The organism is Allobosea sp. GW823-FHT02B03 (genome assembly GCF_058797755.1).
On sequence record NZ_JBXAJY010000003.1, the window covers coordinates 431,872 to 450,696 of the forward strand.

Annotated in this window: 18 protein-coding genes; 13 read left to right on the top strand and 5 right to left on the bottom strand. The window is 68.3% G+C overall.

The genetic code is table 11. The features are described 5' to 3' along the window. Positions 1–131 precede the first annotated feature (131 nt). From AC1REK_RS11670 to AC1REK_RS11705, 8 genes are all read left to right on the top strand, one after another. Positions 132–1,076: a DUF2232 domain-containing protein gene (locus AC1REK_RS11670; protein ID WP_492267919.1), complete on the top strand. Its 945-nt coding sequence runs from the start codon at positions 132–134 to the stop codon at positions 1,074–1,076. Positions 1,077–1,112: 36 nt separating this feature from the next. Then, positions 1,113–1,679: a 50S ribosomal protein L9 gene (rplI, locus tag AC1REK_RS11675; protein ID WP_316017225.1), complete on the top strand. Its 567-nt coding sequence runs from the start codon at positions 1,113–1,115 to the stop codon at positions 1,677–1,679. 254 nt (positions 1,680–1,933) lie between these two features. Beyond that, the gene (locus tag AC1REK_RS11680; protein ID WP_316017226.1) at positions 1,934–3,424 is read left to right on the top strand and encodes a replicative DNA helicase; all 1,491 of its coding nucleotides are present in this window, start codon (positions 1,934–1,936) and stop codon (positions 3,422–3,424) included. Continuing rightward, the gene (alr, locus tag AC1REK_RS11685) at positions 3,421–4,551 is read left to right on the top strand and encodes an alanine racemase (RefSeq protein ID WP_492267918.1); all 1,131 of its coding nucleotides are present in this window, start codon (positions 3,421–3,423) and stop codon (positions 4,549–4,551) included. The genes AC1REK_RS11680 and alr overlap by 4 nt, the downstream gene beginning before the upstream one ends. A 6-nt stretch (positions 4,552–4,557) precedes the next feature. Next, complete coding sequence (gene radA / locus AC1REK_RS11690; RefSeq protein WP_492267917.1) at positions 4,558–5,982, top strand: DNA repair protein RadA; 1,425 nt, start codon at positions 4,558–4,560, stop codon at positions 5,980–5,982. Between the two features lie 194 nt (positions 5,983–6,176). Then, entirely contained in the window at positions 6,177–6,875 is a 699-nt protein-coding gene (locus AC1REK_RS11695) for a CvpA family protein (protein ID WP_316017229.1), read from the top strand. Positions 6,876–6,904: 29 nt separating this feature from the next. Then, complete coding sequence (purF, locus tag AC1REK_RS11700; protein WP_316017230.1) at positions 6,905–8,377, top strand: amidophosphoribosyltransferase; 1,473 nt, start codon at positions 6,905–6,907, stop codon at positions 8,375–8,377. 17 nt (positions 8,378–8,394) lie between these two features. Further along, positions 8,395–9,135 carry an SDR family NAD(P)-dependent oxidoreductase gene (locus AC1REK_RS11705; protein ID WP_492267916.1) on the top strand — a complete coding sequence of 247 codons (741 nt, stop codon included), beginning with the start codon at positions 8,395–8,397 and terminating at the stop codon, positions 9,133–9,135. A gap of 111 nt (positions 9,136–9,246) precedes the next feature. On the opposite strand, the gene AC1REK_RS11710 is transcribed toward AC1REK_RS11705, so the two are convergent. The 4 genes from AC1REK_RS11710 to gcvA form a co-directional block, all read right to left on the bottom strand. Further along, complete coding sequence (locus AC1REK_RS11710) at positions 9,247–9,699, bottom strand: NUDIX hydrolase (protein ID WP_492267915.1); 453 nt, start codon at positions 9,697–9,699, stop codon at positions 9,247–9,249. Positions 9,700–9,722: 23 nt separating this feature from the next. Then, the gene (gene der, locus AC1REK_RS11715) at positions 9,723–11,120 is read right to left on the bottom strand and encodes a ribosome biogenesis GTPase Der (RefSeq protein WP_492267914.1); all 1,398 of its coding nucleotides are present in this window, start codon (positions 11,118–11,120) and stop codon (positions 9,723–9,725) included. Positions 11,121–11,169: 49 nt separating this feature from the next. Further along, positions 11,170–11,832: a tetratricopeptide repeat protein gene (locus AC1REK_RS11720; protein ID WP_492267913.1), complete on the bottom strand. Its 663-nt coding sequence runs from the start codon at positions 11,830–11,832 to the stop codon at positions 11,170–11,172. A 72-nt stretch (positions 11,833–11,904) separates the two neighbouring features. Next, positions 11,905–12,810, bottom strand: coding sequence for a transcriptional regulator GcvA (gene gcvA, locus AC1REK_RS11725; RefSeq protein ID WP_492267912.1), 906 nt, complete (start codon positions 12,808–12,810; stop codon positions 11,905–11,907). Positions 12,811–12,939: 129 nt separating this feature from the next. Between gcvA and AC1REK_RS11730 the strand changes: the two genes are divergently transcribed. The 3 genes from AC1REK_RS11730 to AC1REK_RS11740 all read left to right on the top strand — a co-directional run bounded on the left by AC1REK_RS11730 (position 12,940) and on the right by AC1REK_RS11740 (position 15,770). Continuing rightward, positions 12,940–13,548: a LysE family translocator gene (locus AC1REK_RS11730; protein ID WP_492267911.1), complete on the top strand. Its 609-nt coding sequence runs from the start codon at positions 12,940–12,942 to the stop codon at positions 13,546–13,548. Positions 13,549–13,702: 154 nt separating this feature from the next. Further along, positions 13,703–14,572, top strand: coding sequence for a 3-deoxy-8-phosphooctulonate synthase (gene kdsA, locus AC1REK_RS11735; RefSeq protein WP_492267910.1), 870 nt, complete (start codon positions 13,703–13,705; stop codon positions 14,570–14,572). Beyond that, a complete protein-coding gene (locus tag AC1REK_RS11740) occupies positions 14,565–15,770 on the top strand; it encodes an MFS transporter (RefSeq protein ID WP_492267909.1) in 1,206 nt (401 codons plus the stop codon). The genes kdsA and AC1REK_RS11740 overlap by 8 nt, the downstream gene beginning before the upstream one ends. A gap of 57 nt (positions 15,771–15,827) precedes the next feature. Here the strand turns inward: AC1REK_RS11740 and queF are convergent, their stop codons facing one another. Next, positions 15,828–16,283, bottom strand: coding sequence for a preQ(1) synthase (queF, locus tag AC1REK_RS11745; RefSeq protein WP_066468859.1), 456 nt, complete (start codon positions 16,281–16,283; stop codon positions 15,828–15,830). A gap of 227 nt (positions 16,284–16,510) precedes the next feature. Here queF and eno point away from each other — a divergent pair, with 227 nt between their 5' ends. Next, positions 16,511–17,794, top strand: a complete 1,284-nt coding sequence (eno, locus tag AC1REK_RS11750) for a phosphopyruvate hydratase (RefSeq protein WP_316017239.1) — start codon at positions 16,511–16,513, stop codon at positions 17,792–17,794. Positions 17,795–17,884: 90 nt separating this feature from the next. Continuing rightward, entirely contained in the window at positions 17,885–18,802 is a 918-nt protein-coding gene (locus AC1REK_RS11755) for a DMT family transporter (RefSeq protein WP_492267908.1), read from the top strand. Positions 18,803–18,825: the final 23 nt, after the last annotated feature.

Below are 18,825 nucleotides of genomic sequence, written 5' to 3' on the forward strand. Positions count from 1 at the left end.
TCGATAGACCATTAGTCGCCCGGCGGTGAAACCCCTCCGGGTATGTTGAGGCGAAGAACCCTCTCACCCTGCCGCGAGCCTGTTCCGATCTGACGGAAAGCACGCGAGAGCAGCGGGACAGCAGGACGGACATGCTACCCATCGTCGGCATCGGCGCCGGGCTGGTTTCAGCCCTCCTTTTCACAGTGGTGATCACCGGATCGCCGCTGGCGCTGCTGCTGTCCTACGTCGCCCCGCTCCCGGTCTTCATCGCAGCGCTCGGCTGGAACCATCGTGCCGGACTGGTCGCTGCCGCCTGCGGGACGGCCGCCGTCGCGCTGGTGCTGAAGGTCCCGCTCGGGCTCGCCTTCGCCATCGGCGCCGCGCTGCCGGCCTGGTGGATCGCCTATCTCGCCCTGCTGGCCCGCGACAATGGCGACGGCACCAGCGAATGGTATCCGCTCGGGCGTCTGCTGGTCTGGATCGCCGCGGTCGCCACCCTGGTGACGATCGGCGGCGCGCTGGCGATCTCGTCCGACTACGAGACCTATCGCAGCGTGATGACGCGCGGATTGCAGCTGGTGCTCAGCGGCGGCGAGGGCGTCGGCCCGTCGGTGCGCCTGCCGAGCGGTATCGATGTCGCCGATCTCGCAGCCCGTCTCGCCGCGCTGGTTCCGGCCGCCGCCGGCGCCTCCTTCGTGCCGATGATCGTCGCCAATCTCTGGCTGGCGGCCAAGGCCGTCCAGCTTTCGGGCCGCCTGCCCCGCCCCTGGCCCTTCATTCCGGCGACCCGCCTTCCTGCCAAGGCCGTCGCTGCGCTCGGCGTCGGCTTCCTGCTGAGCCTGATGGGTGGCTTCGTCGGCCTGGCCGGCGCCGCGATGACCGGTGCACTGATCGCAGCCTTCGGGCTCGCCGGCCTTGCCGCAGTTCACGACCTCAGCCGCGGCAAGGCCTGGCGGATGCCGACCCTGTTCGCGGTCTATCTGGCGCTGCTGATCATGCTGATCACGGTGTTCCCCTTCCTCGCGCTGCTCGGCATTGCCGACGCGCTGATCGACTTGCGCCGGCGCAGATCGTCGACGCCGCCTACCGCCTGACATCAATCCTATCGACGAACATCAAGGAGAAAGACCATGGAAGTGATCCTGCTCGAACGCGTCGCCAAGCTCGGCCAGATGGGCGAGACCGTGCGCGTGCGCGACGGCTACGGCCGCAACTACCTGCTCGCCCGCGGCAAGGCCCTGCGCGCGACCGAGGAGAACAAGAAGCGCTTCGAGAACCAGCGCGCCCAGCTCGAGGCCCGCAATCTCGAGCTGAAGCGCGAGGCCGACTCGGTCGCCGAGACGCTCGACGGCCACTCGGTGGTGATGCTGCGTCAGTCCGGCGAATCGGGCGTGCTGTACGGCTCGGTCTCGACCCGCGACATCGCCGAGGCGCTGAGCAATGACGGCTTCTCGGTCGACCGCGGTCAGATCACCCTGAACGCGCCGATCAAGACGCTCGGCCTGCACTCCGTCCCGGTCGTGCTGCATCCGGAAGTCTCGGTCACCGTCACCGTCAACATCGCCCGTTCGGCCGAAGAGGCCGAGCGCCAGGTGCGCGGCGAGGACGTCACCGCTCGCGAGACCTTCGATCTCGACGATCTCGGCCTCGAGGTCGGTGCCGCGCTGGCCGAAGCCGGCGAGGACGACGATCGCTGATCGGTTTTCCAGCGATAGCATCGGACCGAAGAGTGGACCCCACTTTTCGGAAGCTCTGATGCGATAACAATGAAATGGATCGCCGCGATCGCGCCCGGACGGACGCGTGGCGATCCAGATTGGAGTCAATGGGCGCTGTGGCAACACGGCGCCCTTTTCGTAGGCGCTGTGGACAGCGGGCAGAGTTCCGGCTATTCCCTCCGTTCCCACTTTGTTCAGGTTCATGACTCGCCGACTCTGACCTATCCAAGGCCATGTCCAGCGCTACCGCCCTCATCGCCCGCCTCGACAACAGCGAGGCGAACTTCCGCGTCCAGCCTCATAACATCGAGGCCGAGCAGGCGCTGCTGGGCGCGATCCTGGTCAACAACGAAGCCTTCTACCGGGTCTCGGACTTCCTGCAGCCGGAGCACTTCTTCGAGGAGCTGCACCGGCGCATCTTCGAACTGATGTCGGGGCTGATCCGCGCCGGCAAGATCGCGACGCCGATCACGCTGAAGACCTATGTCGGCGAGCTCGACCTCGGCGGAATCACCGCCTCGCAATATCTGGCGCGGCTCGCGGCCGAAGCGACGACCGTCATCAACTCCCAGGACTACGGGCGCACGATCTACGACCTGGCGATCCGCCGCCAGCTGATCGGCGTCGGCGAGGAACTCGTCAACGTCGCCTATGACGCGCCGGTCGAGATGGCGCCGCGCGAGCAGATCGAGGACGCCGAGCGCAAGCTCTACGAACTCGCCGAAAAGGGCCGCTACGAAGGCGGCTTCCAGAAATTCGACCAGGCGATGCGCCTCGCCATCGACATGGCGGCCAGCGCCTTCCAGCGCGCGGGCGGCCTTTCCGGCATTTCCTCCGGCCTGCGCGACCTCGATGCCCGCATGGGCGGCCTGCAGCGCTCCGACCTGATCGTGCTCGCCGGCCGCCCCGCCATGGGTAAGACCTCGCTCGCCACCAACATCGCCTTCAATATCGCCAAGGCCTGGCGGGCCGAGCGTCAGGAGAACGGCGAGCTCAAATCCGTCGATGGCGGCATCGTCGGCTTCTTCTCGCTCGAAATGTCGTCCGACCAGCTCGCGACCCGTATCGTCGCCGAGCAGGCGAGCATTTCCTCCTACAAGATCAGGCAAGGCCGCCTCACCGAGGGCGAATTCGCCCGGCTCAGCGACGTCGCCGCGCAGATCGAGAAGCTGCCGCTCTACATCGACCAGACCGGTGGTATCTCGATCGCCCAGCTGATGGCGCGCGCCCGGCGCCTGAAGCGCCAGAAGGGGCTCGACGTCCTGTTCATCGACTACCTTCAGCTGCTCGCCGGCTCCTCCAAGAACAGCCAGAACCGCGTGCAGGAGCTGACCGAGATCACGACCAGCCTGAAGGCGCTGGCCAAGGAACTCAACGTCCCGATCATCGCGCTGTCCCAGCTCTCCCGCCAGGTCGAATCCCGCGACGACAAGCGCCCCCAGCTTTCCGACCTGCGTGAATCAGGTTCCATCGAGCAGGACGCCGACGTGGTCATGTTCGTCTATCGCGACGAGTACTATCTGAAGGGCAAGGAGCCGCGCCCCGGCACCGAAGAGCACAACAAGTGGCAGATCGAGATGGAGGCGGCCCACGGCCTCGCCGAGCTCATCATCGGCAAGCAGCGCCACGGCCCGACCGGCACCATCGCCCTGCAGTTCGACGCCGACGTGACGCGCTTCTCCGACAGGGCCGACCAGAGTGGACTTCCGGAGCGTCTTGAATGAACCCCTTCGACACGCCGACCAATGCCGACCACGGCCCGCTGCTGACGATCGACCTCGGCGCGCTCGTCGCCAATTGGCGCGCACTTGGCGCGCGGGCCGGCACCGAAGCGGCCGCCGTGGTCAAGGCCGACGCCTACGGCATCGGTATCGAGCCGGCCGTGACGGCTCTCGCCGCCGCCGGTTGCCGCACTTTCTTCGTCGCGCATCTCTCCGAAGGCATCCGTGCCCGCGCGACCGCTCCCGACGCGACGATCTATGTGCTCAACGGCCTGCCTCCCGACAGTTCCGGGCTGTTCGCCGAGCATGACCTTTCGCCGGTGCTCGGCTCGCATGAAGAGCTGCTCGAATGGGCCGGCTTCCGCCAGAGCGGTGCCAAGGTCCGGCCGGCGGCGCTGCATGTCGATACGGCGATGAACCGGCTCGGCCTCTGGGCCGGCGAAGGGCTCGACCTCGCCCGCGAGCGCTCCGGCGTCATTGCTGCCGCCGGGATCGGGCTGGTGATGAGCCATTTCGCCGCTTCGGAGGACCTGGCCAATCCGGCCAATGCCCGCCAGATCGCCGCCTTCGCCGAGATCGCGGCAGCCTTTCCGGACGTGCCGGCCTCGCTGAAGAACTCGTCGGCGCATTTCCTGCCGGATTGCCCGTCCTACCAGCTCACCCGCCCGGGCTATGCGCTCTATGGCGGCAACCCGACCCCCGGCCAACCCAATCCGATGCAGCCGGTCATCGGCCTCGAGGCGCGCATCATCCAGGTCCGCGAGATCGCTGGCGGCACACAGGTCGGCTATAACGGCCGCTGGACGGCGCCGGGGCGCCGCAAGCTGGCGACGATCAGTCTCGGCTATGCCGACGGCTATCCGCGCAATGCGAGCTGGACCGATATCACGCCGGGCGGCTCGGCGCTGGTCGGCGGGCTGCGCTGCCCCTTCGTCGGCACGGTCTCGATGGACCTGATCATCGTCGACGTCACCCATGCCCCGGCCGGTGCGGCCGTGCGCGGAGCGCCCGTCACCCTGATCGGCGGCGAACTCGATCTCGAAACGGTCGGCGCCGGCGCCAAGACCATCGGCTACGAGGTGCTCACCAGCCTCGGCTGGCGCCACGCCCGGCGCTATACCGGACTCTAGGCCGTAATGGCGAAGCGTGGTCCGACCTATGCGTGCCAGGCCTGCGGCGCGGTCTATCACCGCTGGCAGGGCAAATGCGATGCCTGCGGCACCTGGTCGTCGCTGTCCGAAGAGGCGCAGGCCGCCCCGATCCCGGGCGGCGGCAGGGCGCCAGCCGGCGGGCGGGCACGCGGCCGCATCTTCGCGCTCGAGAGCCTGAAGGGCGAGACGCAGGACGCGCCGCGCATCGTCTCCGGAATCGGCGAGCTCGACCGCGTCACCGGCGGTGGCTTCGTGCCGGGCTCTGTCCTGCTGATCGGCGGCGATCCCGGCATCGGCAAGTCGACGCTGCTGATGCAGGCCTGCGCCGCAATGGCGCTGACAGGGCGCCGCGTCGTCTATGTCTCGGGCGAGGAATCGACCAGCCAGGTCCGCCTGCGGGCGCAGCGCATGGGCCTCGCCGAGGCGCCGGTCGACCTCGCCTCGGAGACCAATGTCGAGGACATCATCGCGACCCTCGGCCAGGGCGAGCGCCCTGCCCTGGTGGTGATCGATTCGATCCAGACCATGTGGTCGGGCGAGGTTGAAAGCGCCCCGGGCACGGTGACCCAGGTCCGCGGCTCGGCCCAGGCGCTGATCCGCTATGCCAAAACCTCGGGTGCCTGCCTGATCCTGGTTGGCCATGTCACCAAGGACGGGCAGATCGCCGGCCCGCGGGTCGTCGAGCACATGGTCGACGCCGTGCTCTCCTTCGAGGGCGAAGGCGCGCATGCCTTCCGCATCCTGCGCGGCCAGAAGAACCGTTTCGGGGCGACCGACGAGATCGGCGTCTTCGAGATGACCGGACAGGGCCTGTCCGAGGTCGGCAACCCCTCGGCCCTGTTCCTGACCGGCCGCGATCAGGGCGCGCCCGGCGCCGCAGTGCTCGCCAGCGTCGAGGGCACGAGGCCGGTTCTGGTCGAGATCCAGGCGCTGGTCGCGCCGACCGCGCTCGGTACGCCGCGGCGCGCCGTGGTCGGCTGGGAAAACAGCCGCCTCGCCATGGTGCTCGCCGTGCTGGAAACGCATGGCGGGCTGAAGCTCGGCCAGCACGACATCTATCTCAACGTCGCCGGCGGCCTGCGCGTCGCCGAGCCGGCCGCAGACCTCGCGGTCGCGGCGGCACTGGTATCCTCCCTGACCGGCGCGATCCTGCCGGCGGGATCGGTCTATTTCGGCGAGATCGCGCTTTCAGGCGCCATCCGCCCGGTCTCCGTCTCGGCGGCCCGGCTGCGCGAAGCTGCGAAGCTCGGCTTCGGCAGCGCGGTCATGCCCGCAGGCGGGGCCGAATCGGGCGATGGCGGCGGCCTCGGGCTGAAGCGGCTCGGCCATGTCGGCGAGCTCGTCGCGGAGATCGCCGCAATGGCGCCACGCGCGCGTTCCGGCCAGCGCGCCCAGCAAGCCGACCGGTAAGGCATCCCTGTCCGACTATGGCGAGACCGGTTCACCGCTCACTCTGGATACGCCCTGGTCGGCCCCGGCTCTCGCAGTGCAAAATGAGCCGACTGCATGGGTGACGTGCGACACACGAACTTGTATAGCAAAACCCGCATGGCCTCCCCATCTCTCGGGGGCTGGCCCCGGTTTTTCAGCGAAGCGGCCCCGACATGCCTGTGACCCTTCTCGATCTCGTCGTCATCGGCGTGGTTCTCGTTTCCGCTTTGCTCGCGGCGGTGCGCGGGCTTACCCGCGAGGTGCTCGCGATCGCCTCCTGGGCGGCTGCGGCGGTCGTCGCGTGGATATTCCATCCGCAGCTCCTGCCGATCGCCCAGCAGCATATTCCGAACAAGACCGTGGCGCTGGTCGTGGTGATCGCCGGCCTCTTCCTGGCAACGCTGATCATCGTCTCGCTGATCACGGCGCGGATCTCCGACTTCGTGCTCGATTCGCGCATCGGCGCGCTCGACCGCACCCTCGGCTTCGTCTTCGGCGCCGGCCGCGGCCTGCTCCTGGCGGTCGTCGGCTATCTCTTCTTCACCGCGCTCGTTCCCGAGAAGATGCAGCCGGCCTGGGCGCGCGATTCCCGTTCGAAGCCGATTCTGGAAGAGACCGGCCGCAGCCTGCTGACCATGCTGCCGCAGGACATCGATTCCGAGTTCATCAAGAAGCTGCTTCAGCCCAAGACCGGTGGCGAGCCGACCGAGGCGCCGGCCGAGGAGCCGCGCACCCCGCCCGCCGGCACGCCTTCGACCGATCCGCAGCGGCGGACCCAGGCCCCGGGCGCGACCGACCGCCAGGCGCTGCAGCGCGTGATCGATTCCAACGGCCCGACCGGCACCACCGCCCCGGCCGCACCGCGTCCCTGACTGGAGAGCCCCTCCCGATGGAGCCAAAGATGAGCCAAATCCGCGATAGCGAGGCTGCGTTCGACCCGAATGCCGACCGTCTGCGTGAGGAATGCGGCGTCTTCGGCATCTTCGGGCACGCCGATGCGGCGGCGCTGACGGCGCTCGGCCTGCATGCGCTCCAGCACCGCGGCCAGGAGGCGGCCGGCATCGTCTCCTTCGACGGCAAGCGTTTCCATTCCGAGCGGCGCCTCGGCCTCGTCGGGGACGCCTTCTCGGACGCAGGCGTCATCGACAAGCTCAAGGGCACGCAGGCGATCGGCCATGTGCGCTACTCGACCACCGGCGAGACCATCCTGCGCAATGTCCAGCCGCTCTTCTCGGAGCTGCATGGCGGCGGCTTCGCCGTCGCCCATAATGGCAACCTGACCAATGCGCTGACGCTGCGGCGCAACCTCGTCCGCGACGGCGCGATCTACCAGTCGACCTCGGACACCGAGGTGCTGCTGCATCTGGTGGCGCGCAGCCGCAAGGGCCGCTTCATCGACCGCCTCGTCGAGGCGATCCGCCAGATCGAGGGCGCCTATGCCTTCGTCGGCATCACCAACAAGAAGCTGATCGGCGTGCGCGATCCGCTCGGCATCCGGCCGCTGGTGCTGGGCGAGCTCGACGGTTGCCCGATCCTCGCCTCCGAGACCTGCGCGCTCGACATCATCGGCGCCAAGTTCGTGCGCGAGGTCGAGAATGGCGAGGTCATCGTCATCTCCGAGCAGGGCATCGAGAGCCACAAGCCCTTCCCGCCGGCGCCCGAGCGGCCCTGCATCTTCGAGTACATCTATTTTGCCCGTCCCGACTCCGTCGTGAAGGGCCAGAGCATCTATGAGCGCCGCAAGCGCATGGGTGCCCAGCTCGCGGCCGAGTCGCCGGCCGACGCCGACGTGATCGTTCCCGTGCCGGATTCCGGCGTCCCGGCGGCGCTCGGCTATGCCCAGGCGAGCGGCATCCCGTTCGAGCTCGGCATCATCCGCAACCACTATGTCGGCCGTACCTTCATCGAGCCGACCCAGAAGGTCCGCGAGCTCGGCGTGCGCCTTAAGCACTCGGCCAATCGCAGCGTCGTCGCGGGCAAGCGCATCGTCCTCGTCGACGATTCGATCGTGCGCGGCACGACCTCGTTCAAGATCGTCAAGATGATGCGCGAGGCCGGCGCCCGCGAGGTGCATTTCCGCATCTCGTCGCCCCCGATCACCCATCCGGACTATTACGGCATCGACACGCCGGACCGCGAAAAGCTGCTGGCCGCGACGCATACGCTCGAGGAGATGCGCCAGTTCGTCGGGGCCGACTCGCTGGCCTTCCTGTCGGTCGACGGGCTCTACCGCGCCATGGGCCATCCCGGCCGCGACCCGGCCAAGCCGGCCTTCACCGATCATTGCTTCACCGGCGACTACCCGACCTCGCTGACCGACGTGATCGGCGAGAGCGCCAAGCAGAAATTGTCGCTGCTGGCCGAAGCCGGCTGAACCTTCGGCGGATTGTCATGACCAAGCCTTTGCAGGGGCGCGTCGCGCTCGTTACCGGCGCCTCGCGCGGAATCGGCCGCGCGGCGGCCATCGCCTATGCCGAAGCCGGCGCCCATGTCGTGGCGATGGCGCGCACAACCGGCGCGCTCGAGGAGCTCGACGACGCGATCCGGGCAGTCGGCGGCAGCGCCACCCTGGTCCCGGCAGACCTCGCCGATGCCGGCGCGATCGAGCGCCTGGGCCCGGCCCTGCTGCAGCGCTGGGGCAAGCTCGACATCTTCCTGGCCAATGCCGGCATCCTCGGGCCGCTTTCGCCGTTGACCCATGCCAGCCCCAAGGAATGGGCGAAGGTCTTCGACATCAACGTCACCGCCAACTGGCGGTTGCTGAAGTCGATCGAGCCTGCGCTGCAGGCCTCCGATGCCGGCCGGGTGATCATGCTCTCCTCGGGCGCTGCGCATAAATGCATGGCCTATTGGGGGCCGTACTCGATCTCCAAGGCCGCTCTCGAGGCGATGGCGCGCAGCTATGCCAACGAGACGCTCAGGACCCCGCTGCGCGTCATGCTGGTCAATCCCGGCCCGCTGCGGACGCGGATGCGCGCCGAGGCCATGCCCGGCGAGGATCCGCAGACGCTGAGGACGCCGGAGGAGCTGGCGCCGCATCTCGTCGAGCTCGCCTCGCCGGATTGGAGAGAGACCGGCAAGATCTTCGACTTCCCGCAGGGCAAGGTGCTGACGCCGCAGATGCCGGCGTGAGCGCAGCCGTCATTCTCGGTTGAAGCGAAGCGTAGAACCGAGAATCTCAGGCCGGTAAGCGCGCCTTCTCGTCAGGAGATGCTCGGGTCGAGCCCGAGCATGACGGCGTTGTCACCGCGCCGCCCCATACTCGCGCACCACCGCGATCAGCTCGGCCACCGTCAGATTCGGCAGGGCCGCCATTTCGTCGAGCGAGAACCAGCCGATCTGGCTGTGCTCGTCGCTGAGGTTTTCCGCCTCGCCGCCGTCCCAGGCGGAAACCACGTAGATGTGGTGGAGCGCCGCGCCGTTGCGCTCCGGGAAATGCTCCGGCGCGGAGAGCATCAGGCGATAGACCGTCGGCCGGAGCCCGACCTCCTCGCCGCATTCGCGCAGCAGCGCTTCGTCGAGCCCTTCACCGGCCTCGACCCGCCCGCCGATCGCGTCCCAATGATCCGCCCAGGCGCGCTTCCAGGAAGCGCGCAGGCCGAGCAGCACCTTGCCGTCCGATCTGAGGAAGAGCGCGCTGACCGTTTCGGGTGCGCCGGAGCAGGATGCGAAAAAGTGGGAACCGGTTTTTCGCATCGATCCTGCTCAGTCTCGAAGCATCAGCGCTTGTTCTTGTCGAACGGGTTGTCGCCGCCGCGGGTATGCAGCCGGATTGGCGTGCCCGGCAGCTCGAAGGCGTCGCGCAGATTGTTGACGAGATAGCGCGTGTAGGACACCGGCAGATGGTCGAGCTGGTTGCCGAACAGCGCGAAGGTCGGCGGACGCGCCTTGGCCTGCGTCATGTAGCGGATCTTGATCCGGCGGCCGGCGACCGCCGGCGGCGGATGGGCCGAGAGCACGCCTTCGAGCCAGCGGTTGATCCGCGCCGTCGAGACACGGCGGTTCCAGACGCCATAAGCGCGGAAGACCGCCTGCATCAGCCGGTCGATGCCCTCGCCGGCAAGGCCGGAGAGCGGCACGATCTCGACGCCGCGGACCTGCGCCAGCAGGTGGTGCGCCTTCTCCTTCAGCTCGGCGAGCAGGCCCTGCTTGTCGGCGACGAGGTCCCATTTGTTGAGGCCGATGACGACGCAGCGGCCTTCGCGCTCGGTCAGGTCGACCAGCGTCAGGTCCTGCTTCTCGAAGGGAATCGTCGAGTCGAGCAGCACGACCACAACCTCGGCATAGCGGATGGCGCGCAGCGCATCGGCAACCGAGAGCTTCTCGAGCTTCTCCTCGATGCGGGCGCGCTTACGCATGCCTGCCGTGTCGAACAGCCGCACCGGACGGCCGCGCCATTCCCAGTCGACCGAGATGGTGTCGCGGGTGATGCCGGCCTCCGGGCCCGTCAGAAGGCGGTCCTGCCCGATCATCCGGTTGACCAGGGTCGACTTGCCGGCATTGGGGCGGCCGATGATGGTCACGCGCAGCGGCTTGTTGGGGTCGTCGCCCTCGTCCTCATCGTCCGCCAGCGCGGCGGGCGCATCGGCCCAGGCCTCCTCTTCGTCCTCCTCCTCCGGCTCGTCGGCGACATAGGGCATCAGGGCTTCGAGCAGGTCGGAGGTGCCCTCGCCATGCTCGGCGGAAAAAGGCACGGGGTCGCCGAGGCCGAGCGAATAGCACTCCATGACGCCGTCCTTGCCCTTGTTCCCTTCCGCCTTGTTGGCGAGCAGGATGACGGGCTTGCCGGAACGGCGCACCAGATCGGCGAAGACCTGGTCCATCGGCGTCAGGCCGAGCCTGGCGTCGATCATGAACAGGATGACATCGGCCTGCTCGATCGCAGTCTCGGTCTGCGCCCGCATGCGGGCCGCGAGCGTGTTCTCGTCGGCTTCCTCGAGGCCGGCGGTGTCGATCACCGAAAAGCGCAGATGGCCGAGGCTGGCTTCGCCTTCGCGCCGGTCGCGCGTGACGCCGGGCCGGTCGTCGACCAGCGCCAGCTTCTTGCCGACGAGCCGGTTGAACAGGGTCGACTTGCCGACATTCGGGCGGCCGACAATGGCGATGGTCGCGGTCATGATCCGTCCAGTTGGGCCGGCACCGGCCGATACGGACCGGCGCTCGGCGTCAGTTCTTGGTCTCGACGGCGCCGCCGCGTACCAGAGTGAGATAGAGTTCGACCCGCTGGCGCAGTCCCGGCGGGGCGTCGGCATCGGTCACGATGGCGTCGAACCAGCGACCGGCATCCTCATAGAGGTTGCCCTTCAGTGCGGCGATGCCGAGCGCCTCCCTGGCGGAATGGCGCCAGTTGCCGGTCGGCGTTGCAAGCGGCTCGAGCGCGGTCCGCAGTTCGGCATAGGGCACGAGGTCGATACGGAGCAACCCGGCCCGCAGCCGGGCGAGATCGCGATAGTTCGCATCGAGCGAGCCGTCATTGGCGAGCGCATCGAAGGCCGCGGCGCCGGCCGCCGGATCGCGCTTGCCGACTTCGCCGGCGAGGCGGAAGCGGGCGAGCTGGCGGTAACCGGCCGGCGCATTGGCCGAAAGCTCGGACAGGAGCGACTCGGCCTCGCTGCCATTGCCGTCGCGGGCGGCGCGGATCGCGGTTTCGAACTTCGCGCCGACGGCCTCGGCCTTCTGCCGCTCCTGGTGCTGCCAGAACTGCCAACCGGCGACGCCGGCCACCGCGATCACGGCGACGGTGATGAAGACGGTGCTGTACTTGCTCCAGATGGCGGCCGCCTTCTCGCGGCGGACCTCCTCGTCGATCTCGCGGAAAATATCGGACATAATGCCTCGGAATGCTTGCTGCCCTGCCGGGTAGCACTTTCGCCGGCAGATTGCGAGCCGGATCGCTGAATCTCAATTGGGCGAGCTTTCGAAGGCTGCGCCCTTCTTCGCCTCGGCCAGAAGCCAGTCCCGGAACGCGACGGCCTCCGGCCGCTCCAGCACCAGCCGGGGATAGGCGAGCCAATAGCTATAGTCATTCGGCAGCACGGTCTCGAAGGGCTGGACGAGCCGCCCGGCCTGCAGGGCTGCGGCCGCCAGAGTGAGCCGCCCGAGCGCGATGCCCTGCCCCTCGGTCGCCGCCTGCAGCACCAGACCGGCATCATCGAAGGCAATGCCGCTCCCGGCATCGACACCCGTAATGCCGGCATGGGCGAGCCAGCGCGCCCAGCCGGAGCGCGGCGTATCGTGCAGCAGCGTGGTGTTTCGCAGATCGGCCGGCTCGCGCAGCGGCGGCGGGCCTGCGGCCAGTGCCGGACTGCAGACCGGGCTCAGGTCCTCACGCGCGATCAGGTCCGCCCGCAGCCCTTGCCAACGGCCCAGACCGGAACGAATGGCGAGATCGAAGCCCTCATTCGCGAAGTTCCAGAGTGCCGCCGTGGTGGTCAATCTGAGATCGACCTGCGGATGCAGGGCACGGAAGCGGCCGAGACGCGGCACCAGCCAGCACATCGCGAAGGATGGCAGCACGGTCAGGCGCAAGGGCCCGTCCGTGCGTCTGCGCAGGCGCTGCGTCGCCGCGGCCATCCGGTCCAGGGCCTCGGTCAGCTCCGGCAGGTAGGCCGCGCCCTCCGGCGTCAGCGCCAGTGCGTGCCCGCGTCGCGCGAACAACCGCACGCCCAGCCAATCCTCGAGCTGGCGCACCTGATGGCTGACCGCCGCCTGCGTCACGCAGAGTTCGTTCGCCGCCCGGGTGAAGCTGAGATGACGGGCGCCGGCCTCGAAGGCGCGCAGTGCGCCGAGCGGCGGAAGACGACGCATGCTCGATGATCCCAGCTTATCGAGCGGGTGAGGATAGTTCGCTTTGCCGGCCCCTGGAAGCGAGCTCTATTCGCGCCGCCGGCGTCAGCAAGGTGTTGCCCGCCCCTCCCCGCAATGTGGATGAGAACGATGATCGCCTGGGATGTCTGGCTGCTGTTCCTGGGGTTCGCTGTTCCGATGGTGTTCAGTCCGGGGCCGGGCAACACCTTGCTGGCGACGGCCGGCGCACGCTTCGGCGTCGGCGGGACCGTGCCATTCTGGACCGGCTTCGAGGCCGCGAACGTCGCCCTCTGCCTGCTGTACGGCTTGGGGCTCGGGCGGGCATTGCAGGGCCACCCGGAGTTCGAGTTCGCGCTGAGATGGGGCGGCATCGTCTACCTCGTCTATCTCGGCTGGAGCTTCATCCGCAGCTCGGTACCGGCGGCCGAGCCGGATGCTGCGAACCCGGCAAGGCTGAGCTTCGCCGACGGTTTCCTGGCGGTCGTGCTCAACCCGAAGATCCATTCGACGATCGCGGTGATGTTCTCGCAGTTTCTTGATCCCGCCGGCTCGACTGCGGCCCAGGTGGGGCAGTTCACCCTGGCCTTCCTGCTGGTCGGCATCGCCTGTCACTTCCCCTGGATCTATGGCGGCAAGGTGATTCTCGGGCGCTTCCGTTCGCCAGGCGCACTCCGGGTCCAGGGCATCGTCTTCGGCGCCTGCATGCTGCTGGTGGCCGCCTATCTGGCGCTGTCGTGAGCGCCGCGCGGACCGCGCCAGCTTGACCTGCGACCTGCCGAGGCCCTAGAGCCGGGGCGCGCCGGAGGGGTGGCACCGCGGTCCGCGGCAGACCGATCGATCCCCTGCCCGACGCGAGGGCCATCGGCCCGCCCGACAGCAGGATCAGATTGCCATGAGCGCCAATGCCATCGTCACCGCCGGCGCCGATCTCGCCCAGCCGGTCCGCTTCGGCAACGCCCTGCCGCTCGCCCTGATCGCCGGCCCCTGCCAGATGGAAAGCCGCGAGCATGCGCTGGAAGTCGCGCTGGCGCTGAAGGAAACCTCCGAGAAGCTCGGCATTGGCCTCGTCTTCAAGACCTCCTTCGACAAGGCCAACCGCACCAGCGTCAAGGGCCAGCGCGGCATGGGACTGGAAGCCGCCCTGCCCGTCTTCGCCGAGATTCGCGAGCGCACCGGCCTGCCGGTGCTGACCGACGTGCACGAGGCCGGCCAATGCGCGGCCGTCGCTGAAGTCGTCGACGTCCTGCAGATCCCCGCCTTCCTCTGCCGCCAGACCGACCTGCTCGTCGCGGCCGCTGCGACCGGCAAGATCGTCAACGTCAAGAAGGGCCAGTTCCTGGCGCCGTGGGACATGGTCAACGTCGCCGCCAAGGTCACGGAGAGCGGCAATCCGAACGTGATGCTGACCGAGCGCGGCGCGTCCTTCGGCTACAATACGCTGGTCACGGACATGCGCAGCCTGCCGATCATGGCGGAGATCGGCGCGCCGGTGATCTTCGATGCCACCCATTCGGTGCAGCAGCCCGGCGGCAAAGGCGCCTCGACCGGCGGACAACGCGAATTCGTGCCGGTTCTGGCCCGCGCGGCGGTGGCGGTCGGCGTCGCCGGCGTCTTCATCGAGACCCATCCCGACCCGGACAAGGCGCCGTCCGACGGCCCCAACATGGTACCGCTGCGCGAGTTCCCGGCTCTGATCAGTCAGCTGCAGGAGTTCGACCGCGTCGCCAAGCGCTTCGCGCAGGCAGCGCCAGCCCATGGCTGAGGCGGCGCAGCCGCGGCCCGCCCCCGGCTCGCTCAAGGCGCTGATCCTCGTCCTCGGTGCCTGCGGCTTCGCCTCGACTTTCACCATGCGGATCCTCGATCCGCTGGTTCCGACGCTGGCGAGCGAATTCACGCGCAGCATCCCGCAGGTCGCCGCGATCGCGACCGCCTTCTCCTTCGCCTACGCCGTCGGCCAGCCCTTCCTCGGGCCGGTGGCGGATTCGCTCGGCAAGCTGCGGACGATCTCGACCTGTCTGCTCGTGCTCGCGCTGCTCTCCTCCGCAGCCGCCTTCGCCGGCTCGTTCGACACGCTCATGCTGGTCCGCACCGCAGCCGGCATCGTCGCCGGCGGCGTGATTCCCGCAGCGATGGCAGCGATCGGCGACCGGGCCCCGATGGCCGAGCGCCAGGTCCAGCTCGGGCGCTTCCTCGTGCTGATGATCGTCGGACAGATGGCGGGGGCGGCCTGCTCCGGCCTGATCGCCGCGCATATCGGCTGGCGCGGCGTCTTCCTGGTCGCCGGCGCGCTAGCCGCCATCGCCGGCGTCCTCGTGATGATCGTGCTGAAGCCGCGGCCGGACGCGCAGCGCCCGAAGCTGAGCTTTTCAGGCGCACTGGCGCGCTACGCCACCGTCTTCGCGAACCCGCAGACCAAGGTGCTCTACGGCCTCGTCATCATCGAGGGCGCGCTGGTCTTCGGCATGCCCCCCTATGTCGCGGCGATCCTGCACGAACGGGCCGGGGCCGGCCCCTCGCAGGCCGGCATCGTCATCGCCGGCACCGGCCTCGGCGGCATCGTCTACGGCATCCTGACACGGGTGCTGGTCGAGCGGCTCGGCCCGGCGCGGATGACCACGGCCGGCGGTGCCCTGATGGCGCTGGCCTACTGCCTGTTCGCACTGCCGATGCTGCCCTGGTGGAGCGCGATCGCGATCTTCACGCTGAGCGGCTTCGGCTTCTTCCTGATGCACGGCACCTTCCAGGCGCTGGCGACAGAGCTCGCGCCGAGCGCTCGCGGCTCGGCGGTGGCGCTGTTCGCCTGCGCGCTGTTCTGCGGGCATGCGCTCGGGCCGCTGCTGATGGGCACGGCCCTGCATCTGTTCGGCACCAGCGGCGCGATCCTGTCCTTCGCCGTGGCGGTCGGACTGCTCGGCCTCCTGGTGCCGCGGGCCCTGCGGCTCGGAGGCAGCAGGACCTGAGAACGACCGACCTCCCTCCGGGCCGTCGCATGTCGAGAGGCCCGGAAGGACGACGGTTCAGCGTCCGCGATAGGGCGCCACGCCCTGGTCGGGCAACCACAGGCCCTTGGGCGGCTCTCCGGTCTGGAAGAACACGTCGATCGGGATGCCGCCGCGCGGATACCAGTAGCCGCCGATCCGGAACCATTTCGGCTGCAGCAGCTCGACCAGCGTCTTGCCGATGTTGACGGTGCAGTCCTCGTGGAAGGCGCCGTGGTTGCGGAAGGCGCCGAGATAGAGCTTCAGCGACTTCGACTCGACCAGCCAGTCGCCCGGCAGATAGTCGATCACCAGGATGCCGAAATCGGGCTGGCCGGTGACCGGGCAGATCGAGGTGAACTCCGGGCAGGTGAAGCGGGCGAGATAGTCCGTGCCGGCATGCGGGTTCGGCACGCGGTCGAGGCGGGCTTCCTCCGGCGATTGCGGCAGGGCGCTCGCCTGGCCGAGCTGCAGGGTCGAGGCATCGAGGGTCATGGTCGCTCCAATCGACATCCATCCCGCATCCCGAGGAACGCTCGAAAGAGCGCGCCGCTAGGGATCGGGGATGTTTCAGTGACAGCGCCGGCAAGCGGCGTCCGGTTCTTTTCAAGCGCGGCTTGTATCGCCGACACCCCGCAAACGCCACCGCCCCTTCCCGTCGCCGCTCCTTATGTCTAGAAGCGCGGCATCCATCCGTTCCCGCCTCTTCTCCGGAGCCAGCCATGACCGCGATCATCGACATCATCGGCCGCCAGATCCTCGATTCCCGCGGCAACCCGACGGTCGAGGTCGACGTCATCCTCGAGGACGGCTCGATGGGCCGCGCCGCCGTCCCGTCGGGCGCCTCGACCGGCGCGCATGAGGCGGTCGAGCTGCGCGACGGCGACAAGAGCCGCTATCTCGGCAAGGGCGTGCAGAAGGCAGTCGAGGCCGTCAACATCACCATCGCCGAAGCCCTCGTCGCCATGGACGCCGAGGACCAGGTCGCCATCGACGAGGCGATGATCGATCTCGACGGCACGCCCAACAAGAGCAAGCTCGGCGCCAATGCGATCCTCGGCGTCTCGCTCGCCGTCGCCAAGGCCGCCGCCGACGCCTCCGGCCTGCCGCTCTACCGCTATGTCGGCGGCACCCAGGCCCGCGTCCTGCCGGTGCCGATGATGAACATCGTCAATGGCGGCGCCCATGCCGACAACCCGATCGACTTCCAGGAATTCATGGTGATGCCGATCGGCGCCGCCTCCTTCGCCGAAGGCCTGCGCATGGGCGCGGAGATCTTCCACACGCTGAAGAAGGCGCTGCACGACGCCGGCCACAACACCAATGTCGGCGACGAGGGCGGCTTCGCTCCGAACATCAAGTCGGCGGAAGCGGCGCTCGATTTCGTCATGCAGGCGGTCGAGAAGGCCGGCTACAAGCCCGGCGAGGACATCGCGCTGGCGCTCGACTGCGCCGCGACCGAGTTCTTCAAGGACGGCGCCTATGTCTATGCGGGTGAACGCAAAACCCGCGATCCGAAGGCGCAGGCCAAGTACCTCGCCAAGCTCGTCGGCAGCTATCCGATCGTCTCGATCGAGGACGGCATGGCCGAGGATGATTGGGAGGGCTGGAAGGCGCTGACCGACCTCGTCGGCTCCAAGTGCCAGCTCGTCGGCGACGACCTCTTCGTCACCAACGTCACCCGCCTGTCGCAGGGCATCAAGACGAAGACCGCCAACTCGATCCTGGTCAAGGTCAACCAGATCGGCACGCTGACGGAGACCCTTGCCGCCGTCGAGATGGCCCAGCGCGCCGGCTACACCGCCGTGATGTCGCATCGCTCGGGCGAGACCGAGGATTCGACCATCGCCGACCTCTCGGTCGCGACGAATTGCGGGCAGATCAAGACCGGCTCGCTCGCCCGTTCCGACCGGACCGCGAAGTACAACCAGCTCCTGCGCATCGAGGAGGAGCTCGGCGACCAGGCGATCTATGCCGGTCGTTCCGCCCTGAAGGCGCTCGCCTGACGCTTTCTTGTGCGCTGCAGCGCTAGCGGCGCGCACGGCCCATGCGGCAAACCCACTAACGAAGTCCATGCTCCGGCGCTAAGCCGGAGCATGCATCAGACCGTGCCCCTTTCGGACGAGCGTTTGCGCCGGCGTCGCAAGCTCGCCTTTGTCGGCATGGCCTTCGCCATGCTGATCTTCGGGGCCAATTTCGTCGTCAGCCGCCATGCGGTGCTGAACGGCCTCTCCTCGCACGACATGCTGGCGCTGCGCTTCGTGACCGCCGGCTTCCTGTTGCTGCCCAGCTTCATGATGGCCGGGGGACTGCGCGATTGCGCAGGGCTCGGCTGGGGCCGAGGCCTCGTCCTGGCCGTGATGAGCGGCTTCCCGATGAGCTTCCTGCTTATGACCGGGCTGACCTACGCCCCCGCGGCGCATGGCGCGGTGATCGGCCCCGGCACCGTCACGGTGATCGGGATCGTCGGCAGCGTCGTCCTGTTCGGCGCGGTATTGACCCGGCAGCTCGTGCTCGGCGTCGCGGCCGTGCTCATCGGCCTCGCCTGCCTCGGCATCGCCGGCACAGCCTATGCCAATCCGGGCATCGTCTTCGGCGATCTTTGTTTCCTCGGCGTCGGACTGATCTGGGGCGGCTATCCCCTGCTGATCCAGCTCTGGCGTGTCGATGCGCTCAAGGCGACCGCGGTCGTGTCCGTGCTGTCGATGGCCTATCTGCCGATCTACTTCGCCTTCTATTTCCGCGGCTTCGACGTTGCACCCTGGTGGGTTCTGCTGGCGCACGCGATCAATCAGGGCGTGCTCAACGTCATCGTTGGGCTGTGGATCTGGAGCTGGTCGACGCCGGTGCTCGGTCCCTCGGTCGCCGGGCGCTTCCCGCCGATGATCCCCGTCGTCGGCACGCTGCTCGCCATTCCCATGCTCGGCGAGATCCCGAGCGGCCTGCAGATCGGCGGCATCGCCATGATCATCGGCGGGTTGTTCATCGCCTCATGGCGGCGCCCGGCGCGCTAGGGCATTCGCCCGGAGCCCGCGCG

Bases quoted from the DNA above. Each gene is read 5' to 3' on its own strand.
- AC1REK_RS11720 (WP_492267913.1), bottom strand. From the start codon at position 11,832: ATGTCCGATATTTTCCGCGAGATCGACGAGGAGGTCCGCCGCGAGAAG.
- alr (WP_492267918.1), top strand. From the start codon at position 3,421: ATGAACCCCTTCGACACGCCGACCAATGCCGACCACGGCCCGCTGCTG.
- AC1REK_RS11670 (WP_492267919.1), top strand. From the start codon at position 132: ATGCTACCCATCGTCGGCATCGGCGCCGGGCTGGTTTCAGCCCTCCTT.
- AC1REK_RS11710 (WP_492267915.1), bottom strand. From the start codon at position 9,699: ATGCGAAAAACCGGTTCCCACTTTTTCGCATCCTGCTCCGGCGCACCC.
- radA (WP_492267917.1), top strand. From the start codon at position 4,558: ATGGCGAAGCGTGGTCCGACCTATGCGTGCCAGGCCTGCGGCGCGGTC.
- AC1REK_RS11730 (WP_492267911.1), top strand. From the start codon at position 12,940: ATGATCGCCTGGGATGTCTGGCTGCTGTTCCTGGGGTTCGCTGTTCCG.
- kdsA (WP_492267910.1), top strand. From the start codon at position 13,703: ATGAGCGCCAATGCCATCGTCACCGCCGGCGCCGATCTCGCCCAGCCG.
- AC1REK_RS11705 (WP_492267916.1), top strand. From the start codon at position 8,395: ATGACCAAGCCTTTGCAGGGGCGCGTCGCGCTCGTTACCGGCGCCTCG.
- queF (WP_066468859.1), bottom strand. From the start codon at position 16,283: ATGACCCTCGATGCCTCGACCCTGCAGCTCGGCCAGGCGAGCGCCCTG.
- AC1REK_RS11695 (WP_316017229.1), top strand. From the start codon at position 6,177: ATGCCTGTGACCCTTCTCGATCTCGTCGTCATCGGCGTGGTTCTCGTT.
- AC1REK_RS11755 (WP_492267908.1), top strand. From the start codon at position 17,885: ATGCATCAGACCGTGCCCCTTTCGGACGAGCGTTTGCGCCGGCGTCGC.
- purF (WP_316017230.1), top strand. From the start codon at position 6,905: ATGAGCCAAATCCGCGATAGCGAGGCTGCGTTCGACCCGAATGCCGAC.
- AC1REK_RS11740 (WP_492267909.1), top strand. From the start codon at position 14,565: ATGGCTGAGGCGGCGCAGCCGCGGCCCGCCCCCGGCTCGCTCAAGGCG.
- eno (WP_316017239.1), top strand. From the start codon at position 16,511: ATGACCGCGATCATCGACATCATCGGCCGCCAGATCCTCGATTCCCGC.
- rplI (WP_316017225.1), top strand. From the start codon at position 1,113: ATGGAAGTGATCCTGCTCGAACGCGTCGCCAAGCTCGGCCAGATGGGC.
- der (WP_492267914.1), bottom strand. From the start codon at position 11,120: ATGACCGCGACCATCGCCATTGTCGGCCGCCCGAATGTCGGCAAGTCG.
- AC1REK_RS11680 (WP_316017226.1), top strand. From the start codon at position 1,934: ATGTCCAGCGCTACCGCCCTCATCGCCCGCCTCGACAACAGCGAGGCG.
- gcvA (WP_492267912.1), bottom strand. From the start codon at position 12,810: ATGCGTCGTCTTCCGCCGCTCGGCGCACTGCGCGCCTTCGAGGCCGGC.